Here is a 19,837-nt window from a genome sequence, read left to right on the forward strand (position 1 = left end):
ACCGTATGACTACGCGACTGAGCGCCGGCGGCGCCGACATCACCATCGACCAGGAGAACGGCTGCCGGATCAGCGCGCTGCGCGTCGACGGCACCGAGCTGCTGCGCCAGGGACCGCAGTTCGGGGCGTTCCCGATGGTGCCCTGGTGCGGGCGCATCGAGAACGGGCGGTTCCGGGACGGCGCGCACGTCCACCAGATGCCGCTGAACCACCCCCCGCACGCCATCCACGGCTTCGGCCGCAACGCGCCCTGGAAGGCGGCCAGGACGACCGACACCGAGGCGGTCTTCACCTACGACCTCACCGACCCGTGGCCCTACTCCGGCCGGGTGACGCAGATCTTCGAGCTGGACGAGAGCTCGCTGAAGATCACCATGGGGGTGGAGACGTACCAGGACTCCTTCCCGGCGCAGGCCGGCTGGCACCCGTGGTTCAACCGGGTGCTCACCGAGGGCGGCGCGCGGGCCGAGATCGCCTTCGAGCCCGCCTGGCAGGAGGAGCGCGGCGACGACCACCTGCCCACCGGCCGCCGCGTCGACCCGCTCCCGGGTCCCTGGGACGACTGCTTCGGGATGCCCGACGGGGTCGACGTCACCCTCACCTGGCCCGGGGAGCTGGAGCTGAAGGTCACCAGCCCGACCGAATGGGTGGTCGTCTACGACGAGCAGGAGGAAGCCGTCTGCGTGGAGCCCCAGTCCGGCCCGCCGAACGGGCTGAACACCCTCCCGCGCCTGGTCACGCCCGTCGACCCGCTGGAGATCTCCACCACGTGGACCTGGCGGCGGCTCGGCTAGAGCCCCTCTAAGCTCGACGGCATGACTGACGTACGCGATGCGCTTCTGCAGCAGATCAAGGACAAGGCCGTCGTGCACGGCAAGGTGACGCTCTCCTCCGGCCGTGAGGCCGACTACTACATCGACCTCCGCCGCATCACCCTCGACGGCGAGGCCGCCCCGCTCGTCGGTCAGGTCATGCTCGACCTGACCGCCGACCTGGAATACGACTGCGTCGGCGGCCTCACCCTGGGCGCCGACCCGGTCGCCACCTCGATGCTGCACGCCTCCGCCGCGCGCGGCGAGCGCCTGGACGCCTTCGTCGTCCGCAAGGCGCAGAAGGCCCACGGCATGCAGCGCCGCATCGAGGGCACCGACGTCAAGGGCAAGCGCTGCCTCGTCGTCGAGGACACCTCGACCACGGGTGGATCCCCGCTGACGGCCGTCGAGGCCGTCCGCGAGGCGGGCGGCGAGGTCGTCGCGGTCGCCACGATCGTGGACCGGGGCGCGGCGGACGCCATCGCGGGCGCGGGGCTCCCGTACCTGACCGGGTACGAGCTGGGCGACCTGGGTCTTTCTTGATCCGGGGCGGAGGCTGAGCGAGGGGACGGAGGGCGACAACTCGTGACGAAGGTCCCGGGTTGTCCCCGAGTCCGTCCTGACCTGCCCTTTTCGGGTCGGGTGGAGTGTTTCACGTGAAACGCTCCACCCGGTTCGCGCACCGTGGGGCGCAGAGGGGGGTGGAGTGTCGCGCCGAGTCTGGAAAGATAGGCGCGACGATGACGTCGCCCCCAGGTCAGGGCCCGCAATCAGCACCCTTCCCCGCACAACCAAGGAGCGGACAGATGCCCATCGCAACCCCCGAGATCTACAACGAGATGCTCGACCGGGCGAAGGCAGGCAAGTTCGCCTACCCGGCCATCAACGTGACGTCGACGCAGACCCTCCACGCGGCGCTGCGCGGCTTCGCCGAGGCCGAGAGCGACGGCATCATCCAGATCTCCACCGGTGGTGCGGAGTTCCTGGGCGGCCAGCACAACAAGGACATGGTCACGGGCGCCGTCGCCCTGGCCGAGTTCGCGCACGTCGTCGCCGCCAAGTACGACATCACCGTCGCGCTGCACACGGACCACTGCCCCAAGGACAAGCTGGACGGCTACGTACGTCCGCTCCTGGAGGTGTCCGCCGAGCGCGTGGCGCGCGGTCTGAACCCGCTCTTCCAGTCGCACATGTGGGACGGCTCCGCCGAGACCCTGGCCGACAACCTGGCCATCGGCCAGGAGCTGCTCGCCAAGGCCGCCGCCGCGAAGATCATCCTTGAGGTCGAGATCACCCCGACCGGCGGCGAGGAGGACGGCGTCAGCCACGAGATCAACGACGAGCTGTACACCACCGTCGACGACGCGATCCGCACCGCCGAGGCGCTGGGCCTGGGCGAGAAGGGCCGCTACCTGCTGGCCGCCTCCTTCGGCAACGTGCACGGCGTGTACAAGCCGGGCAACGTCGTCCTGCGTCCCGAGCTGCTCAAGGACCTCCAGGCCGGTGTCGCGGAGAAGTTCGGCAAGGCCTCGCCGTTCGACTTCGTCTTCCACGGCGGTTCGGGCTCCACGGCCGAGGAGATCGCCACCGCGCTGGAGAACGGCGTCGTGAAGATGAACCTCGACACCGACACCCAGTACGCCTTCACCCGCCCGGTCGCGGACCACATGTTCCGCAACTACGACGGTGTCCTGAAGGTCGACGGCGAGGTCGGCAAGAAGTCCACCTACGACCCGCGCACCTGGGGCAAGCTCGCCGAGGCCGGCATGGCCAAGCGCGTCGCCGCCGCCTGTGCCGACCTGCGCTCCACCGGTACCCGCCTGAAGTAGTCGGCGGCCGGCAGTCGGCAGACCGTACGAGGACCCGGAGGGGGTCCACCGCCCGTCAGGGGTGGTGGACCCCCTCCGGCCGTGTGTCCCGCCGCGCCGTCGATCGTGGGTCCGGGCGCATGTCCGGGCGGTTCGGGGGGACCTGACGGAGGGGGCGGGGGGCGTTGGACGGATGCCGCCCGATGGTGTGAAATCTACGCACAGAAAAAACGTACCCGTGGGGATGTAAACGCCGGCGGGCCAGGAGAGGCGACGCCACGACATGAGGACAGAGCGAGCCCAGGTGAAGCAGGACCGGGCGGTGCGCACGCGTCAGGCCATCATCGACGCGGCGGCCGAGGTGTTCGAGGAGCACGGGTACGACGCGGCCAAGCTCTCGGACATCGTCAACATCGCCAAGGTCACCAAGGGCGCCCTGTACTTCCACTTCGATTCGAAGGAAGGCCTCGCCCAGTCCGTCATCGACGCCCAGAACGCCTCCCGGCCCACGGTGCTGCCGCAGCCGTACAAGGCGCAGGAGTTCCTGGACATCGGCATGGTCTTCTCCCACCGGCTGCGGCACGAGACGCTGATGCGGGCAAGCGCCCGCCTCACCCTGGAACACGCGGGCCGCGAACTGGACAAGGCCGCGCCCTACCAGGCGTGGATCGACCTGCACGTCACCGTGCTGGAGGAGGCGCAGCGGCGCGGGGAACTGCTGCCGAACGTGGACCCGGTGGTGCCGTCGCGGCTGATCGTCGGCGCGTACGCGGGGCTCAACACCATGTCCCAGATGCTCGGGTTGGACCTCGACGCGCAGGTGTCGGAGCTGTACACGCACGTGATGCCGAACGTGGTGGTGCCGGCCGTGGCGATCCGGTTGGACACGGCCCCGGGGCGCGGCGCCCGGGCGTTGTACGGTCCGCAGGGCACGCATCCGTGCGAGATCGGCTGTCTCGGCGGGCAGTAGCGCGGTGGGCGGCCGGTGGCCGGGAGTCGGCTTCCGTCTGCCGTATCCCCGTCCCCTCCCCTTCCAAAAAAGATCCTTCTGGGTATTATTTTTTCGCTCGACTGCCCAGGGGGAAAACTGTGGACATTGAGGTACTCGGAGCACCACGGGTCATCGAGAACGGGGTGCCCATCACGGCGCCCACGCCCGAGTCCAGACATGTCCTCGCGGTCCTCGCGGTCTCTCCCGACCGGGTGGTGCCCGTGTCGGTCCTCGCCGACGAACTCTCCCGCCGCACCCCGCCCGAACACACCCGGGGGGCCCTGCACACCGCCGTGCGCCGGCTGCGCGAGCGTTTCGCGGAGGCGCTCGGCGCCGGCTCGGTACGCACTCCCGAGACGGTGCTGTCGACACGGCCCGGCGGGTATCTTCTCGACACCGGCGGCGGTCGCTCCGACGTGCGGGAGTTCGCCCGCGAGGCGGGCGCCGGCTACCGGGCCATGGGCCGCGGGGACTTCGAGCGGGCGGCGCCCAGGCTGCGCCGGGCCCTGTCGCTGTGGAGAGGACCGGCCCTGGACGGGATCGACGCGGGGGACTGGCTCGGCGCCCGGATCGCCGTCCTCGACTCCGAACGGCTCTCGGTGCTCGGCCAGTGGGTCGAGGCGGAACTCGCGCTCGGACGCCACCGCGAACTGCGCCTGGAACTGGCCGGACTGCGCGGAGCCGGCGGCCGTCCCCTCGGCGACGACTACCTGGCCGCGCTGCGCCGCGCCGAGGACCGCTCCCTGACGGCGCGCGGCGCCCACCCCCTCGTCGGCCCGAGCCTGGCGTGCACGACGGGCTGCTGACCGGGCCCCGCGCCCCACGCGTCCGGCTGCGCCCCACGCCTGCGCCCCACGCCTGCGCCCGTGCCCCGGACCTCCGTCCCCCGCGGCCGCCTTGACCCCCCGCCGCCCGGAACCTAGGTTCGGGGCGGGCTGGAAAACGCCTGGTCGGGTGGGGGACGAGGGGACCGCGGATGCGTGAGGTCGACGGCGATGCCGGCGACGGCGGCGAGGGTGGTGAGGGCCGTGACGGCCGCGACGCCCTGGCCGTACTGGAACTGCTCGCGGCGGACGCCCCGCAGAGCGCCTACGACGACCTGTTGGCCCGCGCCCGCTCCCGCGCCGCCGACGCGCACGGCCCGGACGGGCCGGACGGGCCCGCGCTCGCCGACATCGCCCGCGCCGTCGACCTGGCCCGCTCCGTACGGGCCCGCGCCAGCCGCCACAAGCAGCGCGAGGCGGCCCTCACCGCCCTCGTCGACACCGCGCACGACCTGACCTCCCCCTACGACATCGACGGCCTGCTGCGCCTGATCACCCGCCGCGCCCGTCGCCTCCTCGGCTTCGACATGGCCTGGCTGTCGCTGTCGCGGCCCGACGGATCGGCGTACGTCCGCACCTCCGAGGGCGAGACCACCGCGCTGAACGTCGGCCTCGAACTCGGCACCGGCCGGGGCCTGGGCAGCATCGCCCAGGCGCGCCGTTCCCCGGTGTGGACCGCCGACTACCTGAACGACCCCGCCATCGCGCACGCCCCCGGCATCGACGCCGTCGTCAAGGCGGAGAGCCTGCACGCGATCATCGCCGTCCCGCTGCGGCGCGGCGACTCCACCCTTGGCGCGCTCTACGGATCCGACCGCTCGGTGCGGGAGTTCACCCCCGACGAGATCGGCACGCTGCTCTCCCTCGCCGACCTCGCGGCCGTCGCCATCGAGAAGGCCCGCCTGCTGGAGCAGACCCGCGACGAGGTCACCGAACTGGAGGCGTTCGGCTCGCGCACCAACACGGCCCTGACCAGGGTCCGTTACCTGTGGGAGTGCCACGCCCGGCTCGCCGGGCTCGTCCTGGACGGCGCCGGCCTCGCCACCCTCGCCCGCGCCACCGCCGACGCCCTGGACGGGGTGCTCCAGGTGCGCGACCCGGGCGGGCGCCCACTGACCGCCACCGGTGAACTCCCCGACCTGGACGAGGAGGCGGTGACCCGGGCCGCCCTCCAGGCCCTCACCGACCGGTGGCCCGTACGACTGCCCGGTGACCTGTGGCTGGCGCCCGTCCTCGCGGGCGCCGAGGACCTCGGGGTGCTGCTGCTCAGCGCCTCCGCCCCGCTCTCCGACGAGGACGTGCGCCTGCTCCAGCTGGCCGCCCAGTGCGTGGCCTCGCTGATGCTGATCCAGCGGGGCACGGCCGCCGCCGAGGGCCCCGTCCACGACGAGATCCTCGCCGACCTGCTGGACCGGCCGCACTCCGTCGACCTGCACCTGCTGGAGCGCACCCGACGCCTCGGCATCGACCTCGACCGCCCGCACGTGGTGGTCGTCGCCCGGCCCGAGGGCGGCGAGCTGGGCAAGGCCGTCGCCTGGGCGTCCTCGTACGCCTACCGGATGGGCGGGCTCAAGGGGGTGCGGCGGGGCTGCATCGTGCTCGTGCTGCCCGGCACCGACGCCTCCGCCGTCGCGCACCGGGCCTCCGGCGAGCTGTCGCCGCTGCTCGGCCACGCCGTCTCCACCGGCGCCGCCGGCCCCACCGAAGGCCCCGGGGCGGTGGCCCGGGTGTACGCGGAGGCGGTCCGCTGCCTGGACGCGCTGACCGCCCTCGACGGGGTCGGCGGTACCGCCTCGCTGCGCGAACTGGGCTTCCTCGGGCTGCTGTTGTCCGCCGACCACGACGTGGAGTCCTTCATCGCGGCCACCGTCGGGCCCGTCCTGGACTACGACGCGGACCGGCTGACGGAGCTGACCCGCACCCTGGAGGCCTACTTCGCCTCCGGCTCCAGTCCCACCCGCGCCGCCGACGCCCTGCACGTGCACCCCAACACGGTCTCCCGCCGGCTGGAGCGGATCGCCGAACTGCTCGGCGAGCACTGGCAGAAGCCCGGCCGGGCGCTGGAGATCCAGATGGCGTTGCGCCTGCGCCGGGCCCGTACCGTCCTGCACGACCGCCGCACGGCGGGCGAAGCCCCGTAGGGACTCCTCGCGCTACGCGAGCGGGTAGCGCTCCGTCCCGGTCAGGGCCCGGGCGGCGTGCGCGACGGAGGCCAGGGTGACGTGCCGGTGCCAGCCGGGCAGGGCGCGGCCCGCGAAGTCGCGCAGCCCCGCCTCCCGGCCGCTGTGCTCGGCCGCGTGGCCCACGCGCAGGCCCTGCTTCGTCAGCCGCAGCAGCGGGCCCACGGGGAGGCGTACGAGATCGGTCACCCACATGTGCGCGGGCGGACGGCGGGGATCGGTCCACTCCCCGACCAGCAGCAGGTGCCGGCGCCGGGCGGGGGAGGGGTCCGGCATCATCACGCGGACGGCCACCGCGAGGGTGCTGCGGTGCCGGCCCGTCGGGTGCCTGGGGTCGGGGTCGGTCCACTCCACCGGGGTGCACAGCCCCTTGACCGACTGGAGGATCTCCCGGGCGGAGCGGGCCCCGCCGCCGTGTCCGGGCAGCGCCGGATCGGTGACCAGCAGCGGGGTCGTCGGGCTGACGCGGGCGATCACCGGCAGCCCGGCCTCCGCGAAGCGGTTCATCGTCGAGCGGGTGCCGATCCGCATGATGTCGAGGACCACGGGGCGCGGGGCCCCGCCGCCGCGCCGCACCGTCTCGATGACGGAGGCCGTCGCCGACTCCGCGTAGGCGCTCTCCTCGTACGCGGCCCGGGCGGCGAGGTCGGGACCGGTCAGCGGTCCCCGCCGCGCCCGCGGCCGGTCGGGACCCCCGGCGGGCTCCGCCTCGGGTTCGCCCGGCAGGAACATGCGCCACCCCACCGGGCTGACGAGGCCCGCGGAGGCGAACCAGGTGCCGAAGGCCTGCTGCCCCCGGAACATCTGCCCCTGGTGCGGGTCGAAGCGGTGCGCCACGCCCACCGAGTGCTCGCCGCCCTTGGGGATCGCCATCGGCTGGGCCACCCAGGCGGTCAGCGGGGTCGCCGACTGGAGGAAGGCGCCGAGCGAGGCGCGGATGGGTTCCCAGTCCCAGGTGGAACCGGAGATGAAGTGGTGCATGCTCTGCTCGGCCGCGGGCCCGCCGAGCCGGCCCGCGATGCCCCGCATCGACTTGCGGCCCGGGAGGGACAGCAGCCCCTGGACGTACTGGCGGCCCTTCTCCCGCTGGTCCTTGCGGCGCAGCGAGGCGAAGACGGTGTCGCACAGGTCGTCGGCGGCCTGTCGGGCCGGGTCGCGTCGGGTCGGTTCCCGCCGGGCCGGCGGGTGGTGCGGTGCGGCGGCCGGCGCCCGGCCCGCACCGCCGTCGGTGTCGCGGGCGGAGCGGCGGTCCGTACCCCGCTCGATGCCGTGCTCGATGCCGTGTCCGACGGCGTGTCCGACGGCGTTGTCCGTGCTGCTGTCCGTGCTGCATTGGGTGATCGCGTTCACGTCATGCCTCCCCCGGCGTGCGTCCACTGCCCTCTACCGTCGGGCCGTGACCCCCTTTCTCGGGAGGTGGTCCGACCACCGCACTTCGGCGAAAGGTGGTGGGCCTGTCACCACCCCGGGCGGATCGGCGACGACTTGACGGACTGCCCCGACGGGCCTGGTCCCGCCGGCCGGCGTCCGGCACGGTCGAGGCACGGGGCAGTTCGGACGGAAAGCCGTGAAGGGGTCGGGGTGCAGTTCGGGATCTTCTCGCTCGGCGACGTCGCCCCCGACGCGACCACCGGCAGGATCCCGACGGAGCACGAGCGCATCAAGGCGATGACGGCCCTCGCCGTACGGGCCGAGGAGGTCGGGCTCGACGTCTTCGCCACCGGCGAGCACCACGGCCCGCCGCACGTGACCTCCTCGCCGCCGATCCTGCTGGGCTACCTCGCGGCGCGCACCGAGCGGGTGCTCCTCTCCACCGCCACCACCCTGATCACCACCACCGACCCGGTGCGGATCGCCGAGGAGTACGCGCTGCTCCAGCACCTCGCCGACGGCCGGCTCGACCTGATGACGGGCCGCGGGAACAACCCGAACGCCTACCCCTGGTTCGGCCAGGACCTGCGCCAGGGCCTCGACCTGGCCCGCGAGAACTACGCCCTCCTGCACCGCCTGTGGCGCGAGGTGGACGTCGACTGGCGGGGCCGCTCCCGCGCCCGCCTCGACGGCTTCACCTCCGTGCCCCGCCCGCTGGACGGCGTACCGCCCTTCGTGTGGCACGCCGCCGTGCGCTCCGCGGACACCGCCGAGCGGGCCGCGTACTGGGGCGACGGCTTCTTCGTGCACGACCCCCTCGGCCCCGTCGAGCACCACGCCCGCCTCGTCGACCTGTACCGGTCGCGGTACGCCGACCACGGCCACGGCCCCGCCGAACGGGCCGTCGTCGGCCTCGGCGGACACCTCTTCGCGCGGGCGCGCTCACAGGACGCGTTCCGCGAGTTCCGGCCCTACTTCGACCGCTCCCCGGTCTACGGCGGCCACGGCTCCCTGGAGGAGTGCGCCGCCCGCACCCCGCTGGCCGTCGGCAGCCCCGACCAGATCGTCGAGAAGCTCCTCGCCTCCCGCGAGGCCTGCGGGGACCACCAGCGCCGGCTGTTCCTGCTGGACCACGCCGGGCTGCCGCTGAAGACCGCGCTGGAGCAGATCGACCTGCTGGGCGAGCGGATCGTGCCCGCGCTGCGCCGGGAGCTGGCCACCCCCCGCCCGGGGGTCCCGGACGGGCCCGCGCCGGCGGTCCCCGTGGGCCCCGGCCGGCCGGCCGCGCGCGGGCCCCTCGACCCCGTCGCCGGCGCCGTCGGTACACACTGATCCCATGTCGATTCACCAGAACCTGCTCGGGGGTCCCGCCCCCACCCACCTGCCCGACGAGCCCGCGCCCCGCGAGGCCCTCGCCGCCGGCACCGACCCGGCCGAGGTGGCCGCCGCGCACCCGACCTCGTCCCTCGCCTGGGCGGCCCTCGCGGACCGCGCCTTCGAGGCCGGCAACACGGTCGAGTCGTACGCGTACGCCCGTACCGGCTACCACCGCGGCCTCGACGCCCTGCGCCGCGCCGGCTGGAAGGGCCACGGCCCGGTGCCGTGGGAGCACGAGCCGAACCGCGGCTTCCTGCGCGCGCTGAACGCCCTGGCCCGCGCGGCCGGCGCCATCGGCGAGAAGGAGGAGTACGCGCGCTGCTCGACGTTCCTGCGCGACTCCTCCGAGACCGCCGCGGACGTGCTCGCCCCGGACACGCTCGCATAACCACGCGAAGTCTCCCCTAGAGGCGCTCCGGATCCCCCGCTTATGATGCGAGGCAGGGGACCGGGGCTCCACTTACCTCATCGGAAGGAGCGGACCGCTACCCGGAAGCACGTGTCGAGGAGACAGAAATGTCGCACGCCCTTGATGCCTCCGGAGCCGGTTCGGACACCCCGAACCTCGACTTCGCCGGCACGACCCCCTACGAGGACTACGTCCAGGCCGACGTCCTCACCCACCTCCAGCACCTGCGCTCGGACGATCCCGGCGAGATGGTGTTCCTGGTCACGACCCAGGTCATGGAACTGTGGTTCACGGTGATCGTCCACGAGTGGGAGACCGCCGCCCGCGCCCTTCGCGAGGACGACATCCCCGTCGCGATGGACGCGCTGAAACGATCCCTCCGCGAGCTGGAGGCCCTGAACGCCTCCTGGCGACCCCTCGCCCAGCTCACTCCCGCCCAGTTCAACGCCTATCGCGGCGCCCTGGGCGAAGGTTCCGGTTTCCAGTCGGCGATGTACCGCCGCATGGAGTTCCTGCTCGGCGAGAAGTCCGCGTCGATGCTGGTCCCGCACCGGGGCGCGCCCCGCGTCCACGGCGAGCTGGAGAAGGCCCTCCAGGAGCCCAGCCTCTACGACGAGACCCTGCGCCTGCTGGCCCGCCGGGGCCTGCCGGTCCCGGCCGAGGTCCTGGAGCGCGACCTCGCGCTGCGCTACGAGCCCTCCCCGGCGGTCGAGGCCGTCTGGACGGCCCTGTACGCCGAGCCGCGCGGCGAGCACTCCGACCTGCACCGCCTCGGCGAGGTCCTGACCGACGTCGCCGAACTGGTCTGGCGCTGGCGCAACGACCACCTGGTGGCGACCCGCCGCGCGATGGGCGCGAAGACGGGCACGGGCGGCTCCGCCGGGGTGACCTGGCTGGAGAAGCGCGCCCAGAAGAACGTCTTCCCCGAGCTGTGGACGGCGCGCAGCCATGTCTGACGCCATAGCCCCCGGCCGCGGGGGCGCCTGCGACCTCCCGGGCCGCGCCGATCTCCCGGGCCGCGCCGATCTCCCGGGCCGCGCCGATCTCCTCGCCCGCGCCGCCCGGCTCGACGACGGCGACCCGCTCGCCAAGCTCCGCGAGCGCTTCACCCTCCCCGACGGGGTGGTCTACCTCGACGGCAACTCGCTCGGCGCCCTCCCGGCCGCCGTCCCGGGCGCCGTCGAGGACGTGGTGCGCCGCCAATGGGGTGAACTCCTCATCCGATCCTGGGACGAGAGCGGCTGGTGGACGGCGCCCGAGCGGATCGGCGACCTGATCGCCCCGCTGGTCGGCGCCTCCCCCGGCCAGGTGACCGTCGGCGACTCCACCAGCGTCAACCTGTTCAAGGCGCTCGTCGGCGCCGCCCGGCTCGCCGCACCCGGCCGCACCCGGATGCTGGTCGACGCCACGACCTTCCCGACGGACGGCTACATCGCCGCCTCCGCCGCCCGGCTGACAGGCCTGGAGGTCGTCCCCGTCGACCCGTCCGACGCGGTGCGCGAGATGACCGACGCCACGGCGGTGGTCCTCCTCAACCACGTCGACTACCGCACCGGCCGGCTCCACGACCTGCCCGCCCTCACCCGGGCGGCGCGGGCGGCGGGCGCGCTCGTCGTGTGGGACCTGTGCCACTCGGCCGGCGCCCTGCCCGTCGGGCTCGACGCGCACGCCGTCGACCTCGCGGTGGGCTGCACCTACAAGTACCTCAACGGCGGCCCGGGGTCCCCGGCGTACCTCTACGTGGCCGCACGCCACCAGGATGCCTTCGACTCCCCGCTCCCGGGCTGGAACAGCCACGCCGAGCCCTTCGCGATGACCCCGGAGTACGAGCCGGCACGGGGCGCCGCCCGCGCCCGGGTCGGGACCCCGGACATCCTGTCCATGCTCGCCCTGGAGTCGGCCCTCGGCGTGTGGGAGGGGGTGGACGTCGAGGACGTCCGCGCCAAGTCCCTCGCGCTGACGGACTTCTTCCTGGAGTGCGTGGCCGCGTACGTCCCCGAGGGGGCGGTGGAGTCCGTCACCCCGGCCGGGCACGGCGAACGCGGCAGCCAGGTCTCGCTGCGCACCGCCGACGCCCGCGCGGTGATGACGGAGCTGATCGCGCGCGGTGTCGTCGGGGACTTCCGGGCCCCCGATGTGCTGCGCTTCGGGTTCACCCCGCTCTACGTCTCCTTCGCGGACGCCGAGCGCGCGGCCCGCACACTGGGTCACATTTTCGGGTGACGCGGTAGCACGCCGTAGCGAAACGTCACGGCGCGGGACGGGCGGGGCTGCGGCCCCGCCCGTCGTCGCGTGGCCCTCTCCCGCCCCGGAACGGCGCGGTCCGGCCTGATACGGTCCCGCTCTGCCGGAAACACGGGAAACACCGGAACATCTGTCCCCGCTGTACCCCGCTGTGCCCCGCTGTCCCACGCGTTACTCGTACCGAGAGGTGGAGCCGATGACGGACCCCGCAGTCGAACGGGACGCCGCCGAGGCCGCGTCGGCGTTCGCCCACCCCCCGGTCGCCCCCGACGCCACCGCCGCCTACGGGGAACACCCCGACCAGGTCGTCGACTTCTACGCCCCGCGCGGCGCCGGCGCCCCCGCCCCGCTGGTGGTGCTCCTGCACGGCGGGGCCTGGCGGGCCCCGTACGACCGCCGGCACGTCACCCCGTTCGCGGACCTGTTGGCCCGACGCGGTTTCGCGGTGGCCAACGTCGAGTACCGGCGCGGGAGTTCCCTGCCCCACCAGGACGCGGAGGGGCCGGTCGCGGGGCGCTGGCCGGAGACCTTCGACGACGTGGCCGCCGCCATGGACGCGCTGCCCGAACTGGCGGCGGCGGCACTGCCCGCCGCCGACGTCCGCCGGACCGTGGTGACGGGCCACTCGGCGGGCGGCCACCTCGCACTGTGGGCCGCCGCCCGACACGTCCTGCCGTACGGGTCCCCGTGGCGGCTCCCCTCCCCGCCGCCGCTGCGCGGGGTGGTGGCCCTGGCCCCCATCGCGGACTTCGCGGTGGCGCAGGGGCTGGGGGTGTGCGGGGGCGCGTCCGGGCAGCTGCTGGGCGGGCCGGAGCACTGGGACGAGCGGCTGCCGTCCGCCGACCCGGCGGCGCTGCTGCCGACGGGGATCGCCACGGCCGTGGTGCACGGGCGGGAGGACATCGTGGTCCCGCCCGCGGTGGCCGAGTCGTACGTGGCCGCGGCGGCCAAGGCGGGCGAGATGGTGGGACTGACGCTGGTGGAGGGCGTCGGGCACTTCCCGCTGATCGACCCGGCGGCGGACGCCTGCGCGGTGGTCTGCGAGGAGATCTCCCAACTCGCCTGGTAGCCCGGTGGCCCGGTCGCCCGGTGGCCCGGCCGCCCGGCCGTCCTGCGCGGGGGTCAGCGGGGACGCGTGAGGGGTTCCTTCTTGCCCGGGTAGACGTGGTCCGGGGTCACGATCGAGGTGATCGCCTCCCCGAAGAGCGTGCTCGGCTCCTGCCCGTCGACCAGGGAGTCCGTGTTGAGCAGGACCACCATCGTCGCCCGCTCCTGCGGCAGGTACACGGTCAGGCTCTCGTAGCCGGGCAGGGACCCGTTGTGGCCGATCCAGCCCTGCACGTCGAAGATGCCCAGGCCGTAGCCCGCGCCGGGGATCCCGCCGATCGGCTTCACCGCCAGCCGTTGCGCCTGGGTCGCGGGCTTCAGCAGCGTGCCCGTGGCCAGCGTCTTCGCCCAGCTCCGCAGGTCTTCGAGGTCGGAGATCATCGCGCCGGCGGCCCACGCCCAGGAGGGGTCCCAGTCCGTGGCGTCGACGCTCTTGCCGCCGTCGTCGGTGTAGCCCTGCGGGTGCGGCCTCGGGTATTCGGCGCCCGTCGGGAAGAGGGTGTGGCGCAGTCCGGCCGGCTTCACCACGTCCTCGTTGATCACCTGTCGGAGCGGTCTGCCGGTGATCTTCTCGATCACCAGGCCCAACAGGATCAGGTTGGTGTTGGAGTACTCGAACTCCGCGTCCGGCGCGAACTGCACCCCGTGCTTGAACGAGTAGTCGAGCAGCTGCTGCGGCGTGAAGGTCTGCCCGGCGAGGAGCGCCTTGTCGAAGTCCGGGTCCTCGCTGTAGTTGTAGAGCCCGCTGCGCATGCCGGCGAGTTCGCGCAGGGTGATGCGGTCGCCGTTCGGGACGCCCGCGACGTACTTCCCGATGGGGTCGTCCAGGCCCACCTTGCCCTGGTCGACGAGCTGGAGCAGGGCGGTGACGGTGAACGTCTTGGTCTCGCTGCCGATGCGGAAGTTCATGTCCGTCGCCATCGGGGCCTTCGTCGCCTTGTCCGACACCCCGAAGGTCTTCACGTAGGAGCCCTTGCCCGGGGCCCACAGTCCGACGACCGCGCCGGGCACCTTCGTCTCGCGCAGGGTCTTCGCGATGGCCGCGTCGAGTTTCGCCGCCACGGCCGGGGTGAGCTGCGGGAAGGGCGTGTCGTCGGCGGCGACGGGTGCGGTCGTCGTGGGCGTCGGCGTCGGGGCGGCGGTCGCCCCGTGCGCGAACACCGCGCCCGCCGTGCCCGCCGGAGCGATGAGCAGGGCCGCCGCCGCGGCGGCCAGAGCGGCCCGGCGCACCCGTACGGGGATGGGGTTCATCTGATTTCTCCCGTCGTCCGGGGGACCTGGACGGTCCACCCAGGCTAGGCCCGGACCGGCGGGGCCGCGCGGCGGCCCCGCCCCCCCCGCGCGGACGGGAGGTCAGTCCCACTGCTGATCGGCGAGCGAGGCCACCGGCTGCGGCTTGCCGATGACGGCGAGGGCGATGAAGAAGTTGATCTGCCCGATCGCGATCGTCAGGGTGGCCAGCGCCTTCTCGTCGTAGTGCCTCGCCACCTCGGCGTACAGCTCGTCCGTGACGCGCTCCCGGCCGTGCGGGGCGGGCTGGAGGGTGGCCTCGACCAGGGCGAGCGCGGCGCGCTCGGCGTCGGTGAAGTACGGGGCGTCCTGCCAGGAGGAGACGGCCGTGATGCGCTCCTCGGACACCCCGGCCTTGCGCAGGAAGCCGGTGTTGAGGACCGTCAGGTAGGTGTTGCCGACGATCTGACCGGCCCGCAGGTGTACCAGGCTCATCGTGGCGCGCGGCACCGAGCGGTTGCCGGTGGCCCGGAAGAGGGCGGCGCTGACGTCGGCCAGCTCGGGCACGAACTCGCCCGGGTTCGGCATGCGGGAGATCGAGGTCGAGGTGGTGGCGGGGGCGGTGGCGTTGTCGTTCGTCATGGCTGCTCTCCTCGGGATCGTTCGGCGGCTTCACTGCGATGACCCGGGGGAGCGCGCGGATGTGACGGGAACCGGGAAGTTTTTCCCGGCCGGTTTTCGCGACCGGTTTCTCCCGGCCGGTTTTTCGCGACCGGTCCCGGGCGCGATGCTGGGGGCATGCGCGCCGCCCGCCTGATCCGCATGGCCCTCCTCGTCCAGTCGAGCCCCGGCCTGACCGGAGCCGCGCTCGCCCGGGAGCTGGAGGTCTCCGAGCGGACCGTGATCCGTGACGCCCAGGCCCTCCAGGACGCCGGGATCCCGGTCCGCTCCGACCGGGGCCGGGTCGGCGGCTACTTCCTGGCCCCGGGCCACCGGACCCGGCTGACCACCCTGCACCGCGGCGAGGCGGAGACCCTGTTCCTGTCCGGGCTGCCGTCGGCGCTGCGGGACCTCGGGCTGTCGGACGCGGCCGAGGTCGCCCGCCTCAAGCTGACGGCCACCCTGCTCCCGTCCGTGCGCGAGGCCGCCGAGTCCTCGGTGCGCCGCTTCCACCTCGACGCCCCGGCCTGGTTCCGCGAGCCCTCGACGCCCGAACTGCTGCCGGAGCTGGCCCGGGCCGTGTGGGACGACCGGACCGTCGAGCTGTCCTACGCCCGCCCGGGCCGGGGCGGCGCCCCGGCCGCCACGGTGACCCGTACCGTCGAGCCGTACGGGCTCGTCCTGAAGGCCGGCACCTGGTACGTCGTGGTCCGCCTCCCGGACGCCGCGCGGGAGGACCGGGCCGCCGCCTGGCGCACCCACCGCGTCGATCGGATCACGGCCCTGGCGCCCGCGCCCGGGGCACCCGAGCCGTTCGCGCGCGAGCCGGGCTTCGACCTGGCGGCGCACTGGCGGGCCCAGGCCGCCGCCTTCGCGCGGGCGCTGCTGCGCACCACCGTGACCGTACGGCTGACGGCCCGGGGGCTGCGCCGGCTGCCCGCCGTCGTGGACGGGGCCGCCGTCGAGGAGGCACTGGCCCGCGCGAGCGCCCCCGACGCCGCCGGGCTGGTCACGCTCGACCTGCCCACCGAGTCCGAGGACGTGGCGTTCGAGCAGCTGGCCGGGCTCGGCGCGGACGCGGAGGTACTGGCCCCGGACGCCCTGCGCGCCCGCTTCCGCGACCGCGCGCGGGCCCTGGCCACCCTCTACGGGTAGCGGTCGGCGACGGCCCGGACCGGTGACGGCCCGGGCCGGCGGTCGTCCGGGTCAGCGGTAGTCCTCCGGAGGGGCCTCCTTGCCGCCGAACTCGACCTCCTCGAAGTAGGTGATGGCGTCCGGCCGGCTGCCGTCCACGTCCCGCACCCCGTAGACCCGGGCGAGTTCACCGCTGGACGTGGACTTCCCGGCCCAGCGGTCGGCCCGGTCGGGGTCCGCCGCCAGCGCCGCGACCGCCCGCGCCAGGTAGTACGGCGACTCCGAGATCCCGAACGACGGCTCGTGCGCGACGACGTCGCGCCAGTTCTCCTCCGCGACCCCGAAGTGCGCGAGCATCTGCTCGGAGCGCAGGAAACCCGGGGTGACCGCGACCGCCGTGCCCCCGTACGGCGCCAGTTCCTGGGCCAGGCCGAACGCGAGCCGGATCGGGGCGTTCTTCGCCAGGTCGTAGTACATGTTGTCGCGGTAGCGGCGGTTGAAGCGCGCGGTGCCGTCGGTGACCTCCACGTGCAGCGGAGCGTCCGAACGGATCAGCAGCGGCAGCAGCAGCGCCGCCGTGATCACGTGCGAGCGGACGCCGAGCTCCAGGATCCGCAGACCGTCGGCGAGCGGCGTCTCCCAGCTCTGCTTCCCGAAGACGGAGCGGACGAGCAGGTGCTCGCCGCCCCACAGGTCGTTGACGAGGACGTCGAGCCGGCCGTGCTCGGCGTCGATCCGCGCGGCCAGGGCGCGCACCTGATCCTCGTCGAGGTGGTCGGTGGGCACCGCGATCCCGGTGCCGCCGGCGGCGTCGACCAGCTCGGCGGTCTCCTCGATGGTCTCCGTGGTCCGGCCGACCTCGCTGGCCCGGGCGCGGGTGGTGCGGCCCGTGACGTAGACGGTCGCGCCGGCCCGGCCCAGCTCCACGGCCTGCGCGCGGCCCGCACCGCGCGTCGCGCCGGCCACCAGGGCGATCCGCCCCGCGAGCGGACGCTCCGGGAGGGTGGGGTCGACGTTCCGGATGGTCATGTCCTCGTTGGTCATGCCGTCCATCGTTCACCCCATACCCGACAGAACACGTCACCTTTTCTCCGGGACGTGACGCGGGGAGCCGGCGGGCCCGGACACGCCGCAGGGGCGGGCGCGCGATGTGCGCGGCCCGCCCCTGCGGTGTGGTGCGGTGGTGCGGTGGTGCGTGTGGAACTGCCGTACGGCCGTACCGCCTAGAGGAACGAGTTGATCTCGATCGTCTCGGTGCGGCCGGGGCCGACGCCGATCGCGGAGATCGGGGCGCCCGACATCTCCTCCAGGGCCTTCACGTACGCCTGCGCGTTCTTCGGCAGGTCGGAGAAGGTCTTGGCCTTGGTGATGTCCTCGGACCAGCCCGGGAGGGTTTCGTAGATCGGCTTCGCGTGGTGGAAGTCGGTCTGCGAGTAGGGCAGCTCCTCGACGCGCTTGCCGTCGATCTCGTACGCGACGCAGACCGGGATCTCCTCCCAGCCGGTCAGCACGTCCAGCTTGGTGAGGAAGAAGTCCGTCAGGCCGTTCACGCGGGTCGCGTAGCGGGCGATCGGGGCGTCGAACCAGCCGCAGCGGCGGTCACGGCCGGTGGTGACACCGCGCTCGCCACCGATGCGGCGCAGCGCCTCGCCGTCCTCGTCGAACAGCTCGGTCGGGAACGGGCCCGCGCCGACGCGGGTCGTGTACGCCTTGAGGATGCCGATGACGCGGCTGATCTTCGTCGGGCCCACGCCGGTGCCGGTGCAGGCGCCGCCGGCGGTCGGGTTCGAGGAGGTGACGAAGGGGTACGTGCCGTGGTCGACGTCGAGCAGGGTGCCCTGGCCGCCCTCGAAGAGCACGACCTTGTCCTCGTCCAGCGCGTTGTTCAGGATCAGGGTGGTGTCGGCGACGTAGCCCTTGATCTGGTCCGCGTACTGGAGCATCTCCTCGACGATCGCGCCGGCCTCGATGGCGCGACGGTTGTAGAGCTTCGCGAGGAGCTGGTTCTTGCCCTCCAGCGCCGCTTCGACCTTCTGCGTGAGGATCGACTCGTCGTAGAGGTCCTGGACGCGGATGCCGACGCGGTTGATCTTGTCCGCGTAGGTCGGACCGATGCCGCGACCGGTCGTACCGATCTTGCGCTTGCCGAGGAAGCGCTCGCCGACCTTGTCGAGGGTGACGTTGTACGGCGTGATCAGGTGCGCGTTACCGCTGATGAGCAGCTTGGAGGTGTCGATGCCGCGCTCGTTCAGGCCGCGCAGCTCGGAGAGCAGGACGGCCGGGTCCACGACGACACCGTTACCGATGACCGGGGTGCATCCGGGGGAGAGGATGCCGGAAGGGAGAAGGTGCAGCGCGTACTTCTGGTCGCCTACGACGACCGTGTGGCCGGCGTTGTTGCCACCCTGGTAGCGCACCACATAGTCAACGGATCCACCGAGCAGGTCGGTGGCCTTTCCCTTGCCCTCGTCACCCCACTGAGCTCCGAGCAGCACAAGAGCGGGCACAGGCGTACACCTCTTCCGGATGGGGCATGTCCAAGGTCAGGGGGCGTACGACGATGTACACCGCAGGCTGAGCCGTCGGACCGGTGCCCCGGAATAGACGAAGGCCCTGGCGCAATAGCGCAAGGGCCTCTTGCACAAAGATGCTACCCGAGGAAGGACCGAGGTGTCGGCTCCAGAGCCCGCCATGAGCCAAGCGGGTGCGCCGGTAGGCGGACTGCTCGTGCTCGTCGACCCGGTCGCCCGCCGTCTTGACGGCGAGTCCGTGCGAATCGCGAAAGATGTGTTGTCAGCGGGAGCGGCGGCGAAAATCTGCCTCCCGGATTCGCAGGAGGAATTCGCGCGGGCCCTCGCCCGCCGGGGCCATCGGCGGCCGGTGGTCGTGGGGGACGACCGGGCCCTGGTGCGGGTCGTGGGGCTGCTCCAGCGGGAACGGGGTGCCCGGCGCCGCGATCCGCAGGGGGCGGTGGTGTCGCTGGTGCCCGTGGGCCCGGCGGCCTCGTTGGGGCTGGCCCGCACGCTCGGCGTGCCGCAGTCCGCCGTACTGGCTGCGCGCGCGGCACTGGACGGCGTACCCCACCCCCGGGACCTGCTGGTGGACGACAGCGACGGGGTGGTGCTGGGCGGGCTGCGCATCGGGGTGCCGCGGCGCACGGTGCCCGTGACCCGCTGGGGCGGCACCTACCGTTCGCTGCTGCGCACCCTGCTGCCGAACCCCGCCGCCGTGGCGCGGCCGGTGCACCGGCTGCGCGTGGAGGTCGACGGGGTGGTGCTCGCGGACGTGGAACACCCCGTCGAGGACGTCGCCGTGCGCACCGGCGGGCTCGGCGGCCCGGCCGAGGTGGTGGTCCGGCTCGCCGGGGCCCCGCCGCTGACGGGGTGTGCCGAGGCGGTCACGGTGTCGGGGGCGGACTTCCGCTACCGGGCCGACCACGTCCTGGCCGGGCCGGTGCGCCGGCGGACGTGGACGGTGCGGCGGGCGGCGTGGTCGCTGACGCTGCCGAGGTAGCGGGGGCTGTCGGGTCGGTCGGTCGGGGTGGCCGGGGCGGCCGGGCGGCCGATCGAGGCGGCCTCCCGGCGGCCGGGTCGGGCTAGGGCCTGTCGTCAAACTCCTGTCGTCGCCCGGAGGGCGGCCCTGCGGCGTCTGGTGCGTGCTCTCGGCGTGCCGGGCGGAAGCACGTGTACC

Annotated in this window: 18 protein-coding genes; 13 read left to right on the plus strand and 5 right to left on the minus strand. The window is 73.5% G+C overall.

Translation table 11 applies throughout. The features are described 5' to 3' along the window. Positions 1-5 precede the first annotated feature (5 nt). The 6 genes from AB0D01_RS05560 (at position 6) to AB0D01_RS05585 (ending at position 6,576) form a co-directional block, all read left to right on the plus strand. Entirely contained in the window at positions 6-794 is a 789-nt protein-coding gene (locus AB0D01_RS05560) for an aldose 1-epimerase (protein ID WP_363053712.1), read from the plus strand. A 21-nt stretch (positions 795-815) separates the two neighbouring features. Next, complete coding sequence (gene pyrE / locus AB0D01_RS05565) at positions 816-1,355, plus strand: orotate phosphoribosyltransferase (protein WP_363053713.1); 540 nt, start codon at positions 816-818, stop codon at positions 1,353-1,355. A 263-nt stretch (positions 1,356-1,618) separates the two neighbouring features. Next, a complete protein-coding gene (fbaA, locus tag AB0D01_RS05570) occupies positions 1,619-2,641 on the plus strand; it encodes a class II fructose-bisphosphate aldolase (RefSeq protein WP_363053714.1) in 1,023 nt (340 codons plus the stop codon). Between the two features lie 262 nt (positions 2,642-2,903). Further along, positions 2,904-3,590, plus strand: coding sequence for a ScbR family autoregulator-binding transcription factor (locus AB0D01_RS05575; RefSeq protein WP_363053715.1), 687 nt, complete (start codon positions 2,904-2,906; stop codon positions 3,588-3,590). 119 nt (positions 3,591-3,709) lie between these two features. Continuing rightward, the gene (locus AB0D01_RS05580; RefSeq protein WP_363053717.1) at positions 3,710-4,417 is read left to right on the plus strand and encodes a BTAD domain-containing putative transcriptional regulator; all 708 of its coding nucleotides are present in this window, start codon (positions 3,710-3,712) and stop codon (positions 4,415-4,417) included. 170 nt (positions 4,418-4,587) lie between these two features. After that, complete coding sequence (locus tag AB0D01_RS05585) at positions 4,588-6,576, plus strand: GAF domain-containing protein (protein WP_363053718.1); 1,989 nt, start codon at positions 4,588-4,590, stop codon at positions 6,574-6,576. A 12-nt stretch (positions 6,577-6,588) separates the two neighbouring features. Here AB0D01_RS05585 and AB0D01_RS05590 read toward each other — a convergent pair whose 3' ends face one another. Next, positions 6,589-7,965 (minus strand): transposase, encoded by a 1,377-nt coding sequence (locus tag AB0D01_RS05590; protein WP_363053719.1) that lies wholly within the window; start codon positions 7,963-7,965, stop codon positions 6,589-6,591. A 231-nt stretch (positions 7,966-8,196) separates the two neighbouring features. Between AB0D01_RS05590 and AB0D01_RS05595 the strand changes: the two genes are divergently transcribed. The 5 genes from AB0D01_RS05595 (at position 8,197) to AB0D01_RS05615 (ending at position 13,085) form a co-directional block, all read left to right on the plus strand. After that, the gene (locus AB0D01_RS05595; RefSeq protein WP_363053721.1) at positions 8,197-9,318 is read left to right on the plus strand and encodes a CE1758 family FMN-dependent luciferase-like monooxygenase; all 1,122 of its coding nucleotides are present in this window, start codon (positions 8,197-8,199) and stop codon (positions 9,316-9,318) included. A 4-nt stretch (positions 9,319-9,322) separates the two neighbouring features. Next, positions 9,323-9,751 (plus strand): DUF3151 domain-containing protein, encoded by a 429-nt coding sequence (locus AB0D01_RS05600; protein ID WP_363053723.1) that lies wholly within the window; start codon positions 9,323-9,325, stop codon positions 9,749-9,751. Positions 9,752-9,879: 128 nt separating this feature from the next. Then, a complete protein-coding gene (locus tag AB0D01_RS05605) occupies positions 9,880-10,728 on the plus strand; it encodes a tryptophan 2,3-dioxygenase family protein (RefSeq protein WP_363053724.1) in 849 nt (282 codons plus the stop codon). After that, positions 10,721-11,995, plus strand: coding sequence for a kynureninase (gene kynU, locus AB0D01_RS05610; RefSeq protein WP_363053725.1), 1,275 nt, complete (start codon positions 10,721-10,723; stop codon positions 11,993-11,995). Before AB0D01_RS05605 ends, kynU begins: the two co-directional genes overlap by 8 nt. Positions 11,996-12,212: 217 nt before the next feature. After that, a complete protein-coding gene (locus AB0D01_RS05615; RefSeq protein ID WP_363053726.1) occupies positions 12,213-13,085 on the plus strand; it encodes an alpha/beta hydrolase in 873 nt (290 codons plus the stop codon). Positions 13,086-13,138: 53 nt separating this feature from the next. Here the strand turns inward: AB0D01_RS05615 and AB0D01_RS05620 are convergent, their stop codons facing one another. Both AB0D01_RS05620 and AB0D01_RS05625 read right to left on the minus strand, forming a co-directional pair. Continuing rightward, positions 13,139-14,374 carry a serine hydrolase domain-containing protein gene (locus AB0D01_RS05620; protein WP_363053727.1) on the minus strand — a complete coding sequence of 412 codons (1,236 nt, stop codon included), beginning with the start codon at positions 14,372-14,374 and terminating at the stop codon, positions 13,139-13,141. Positions 14,375-14,476: 102 nt separating this feature from the next. Beyond that, positions 14,477-14,995: a carboxymuconolactone decarboxylase family protein gene (locus AB0D01_RS05625; protein WP_363053728.1), complete on the minus strand. Its 519-nt coding sequence runs from the start codon at positions 14,993-14,995 to the stop codon at positions 14,477-14,479. Positions 14,996-15,151: 156 nt separating this feature from the next. Here AB0D01_RS05625 and AB0D01_RS05630 point away from each other — a divergent pair, with 156 nt between their 5' ends. Continuing rightward, a complete protein-coding gene (locus tag AB0D01_RS05630; protein ID WP_363053729.1) occupies positions 15,152-16,168 on the plus strand; it encodes a WYL domain-containing protein in 1,017 nt (338 codons plus the stop codon). Between the two features lie 51 nt (positions 16,169-16,219). Here AB0D01_RS05630 and AB0D01_RS05635 read toward each other — a convergent pair whose 3' ends face one another. Together AB0D01_RS05635 and AB0D01_RS05640 are read right to left on the minus strand one after the other, a co-directional pair. Beyond that, the gene (locus tag AB0D01_RS05635) at positions 16,220-17,191 is read right to left on the minus strand and encodes an SDR family oxidoreductase (RefSeq protein ID WP_363053730.1); all 972 of its coding nucleotides are present in this window, start codon (positions 17,189-17,191) and stop codon (positions 16,220-16,222) included. Positions 17,192-17,370: 179 nt separating this feature from the next. Further along, a complete protein-coding gene (locus tag AB0D01_RS05640) occupies positions 17,371-18,654 on the minus strand; it encodes an adenylosuccinate synthase (RefSeq protein ID WP_030228647.1) in 1,284 nt (427 codons plus the stop codon). A 184-nt stretch (positions 18,655-18,838) separates the two neighbouring features. Between AB0D01_RS05640 and AB0D01_RS05645 the strand changes: the two genes are divergently transcribed. Beyond that, positions 18,839-19,660 (plus strand): diacylglycerol kinase, encoded by an 822-nt coding sequence (locus AB0D01_RS05645; protein ID WP_363053731.1) that lies wholly within the window; start codon positions 18,839-18,841, stop codon positions 19,658-19,660. Positions 19,661-19,837 lie beyond the last annotated feature (177 nt).

The organism is Streptomyces sp. NPDC048606, from assembly GCF_040650855.1.
In the GTDB taxonomy this organism is placed as follows: domain Bacteria; phylum Actinomycetota; class Actinomycetes; order Streptomycetales; family Streptomycetaceae; genus Streptomyces.

What these genes read in the sequence shown, in the direction of transcription:
- fbaA (WP_363053714.1), top strand. Translation starts at nt 1,619, where the DNA reads ATGCCCATCGCAACCCCCGAGATCTACAACGAGATGCTCGACCGGGCG.
- AB0D01_RS05600 (WP_363053723.1), top strand. Translation starts at nt 9,323, where the DNA reads ATGTCGATTCACCAGAACCTGCTCGGGGGTCCCGCCCCCACCCACCTG.
- AB0D01_RS05645 (WP_363053731.1), top strand. Translation starts at nt 18,839, where the DNA reads ATGAGCCAAGCGGGTGCGCCGGTAGGCGGACTGCTCGTGCTCGTCGAC.
- AB0D01_RS05560 (WP_363053712.1), top strand. Translation starts at nt 6, where the DNA reads ATGACTACGCGACTGAGCGCCGGCGGCGCCGACATCACCATCGACCAG.
- AB0D01_RS05615 (WP_363053726.1), top strand. Translation starts at nt 12,213, where the DNA reads ATGACGGACCCCGCAGTCGAACGGGACGCCGCCGAGGCCGCGTCGGCG.
- AB0D01_RS05585 (WP_363053718.1), top strand. Translation starts at nt 4,588, where the DNA reads ATGCGTGAGGTCGACGGCGATGCCGGCGACGGCGGCGAGGGTGGTGAG.
- pyrE (WP_363053713.1), top strand. Translation starts at nt 816, where the DNA reads ATGACTGACGTACGCGATGCGCTTCTGCAGCAGATCAAGGACAAGGCC.
- AB0D01_RS05605 (WP_363053724.1), top strand. Translation starts at nt 9,880, where the DNA reads ATGTCGCACGCCCTTGATGCCTCCGGAGCCGGTTCGGACACCCCGAAC.
- kynU (WP_363053725.1), top strand. Translation starts at nt 10,721, where the DNA reads ATGTCTGACGCCATAGCCCCCGGCCGCGGGGGCGCCTGCGACCTCCCG.
- AB0D01_RS05575 (WP_363053715.1), top strand. Translation starts at nt 2,904, where the DNA reads ATGAGGACAGAGCGAGCCCAGGTGAAGCAGGACCGGGCGGTGCGCACG.
- AB0D01_RS05620 (WP_363053727.1), bottom strand. Translation starts at nt 14,374, where the DNA reads ATGAACCCCATCCCCGTACGGGTGCGCCGGGCCGCTCTGGCCGCCGCG.
- AB0D01_RS05625 (WP_363053728.1), bottom strand. Translation starts at nt 14,995, where the DNA reads ATGACGAACGACAACGCCACCGCCCCCGCCACCACCTCGACCTCGATC.
- AB0D01_RS05635 (WP_363053730.1), bottom strand. Translation starts at nt 17,191, where the DNA reads ATGACCAACGAGGACATGACCATCCGGAACGTCGACCCCACCCTCCCG.
- AB0D01_RS05630 (WP_363053729.1), top strand. Translation starts at nt 15,152, where the DNA reads ATGCGCGCCGCCCGCCTGATCCGCATGGCCCTCCTCGTCCAGTCGAGC.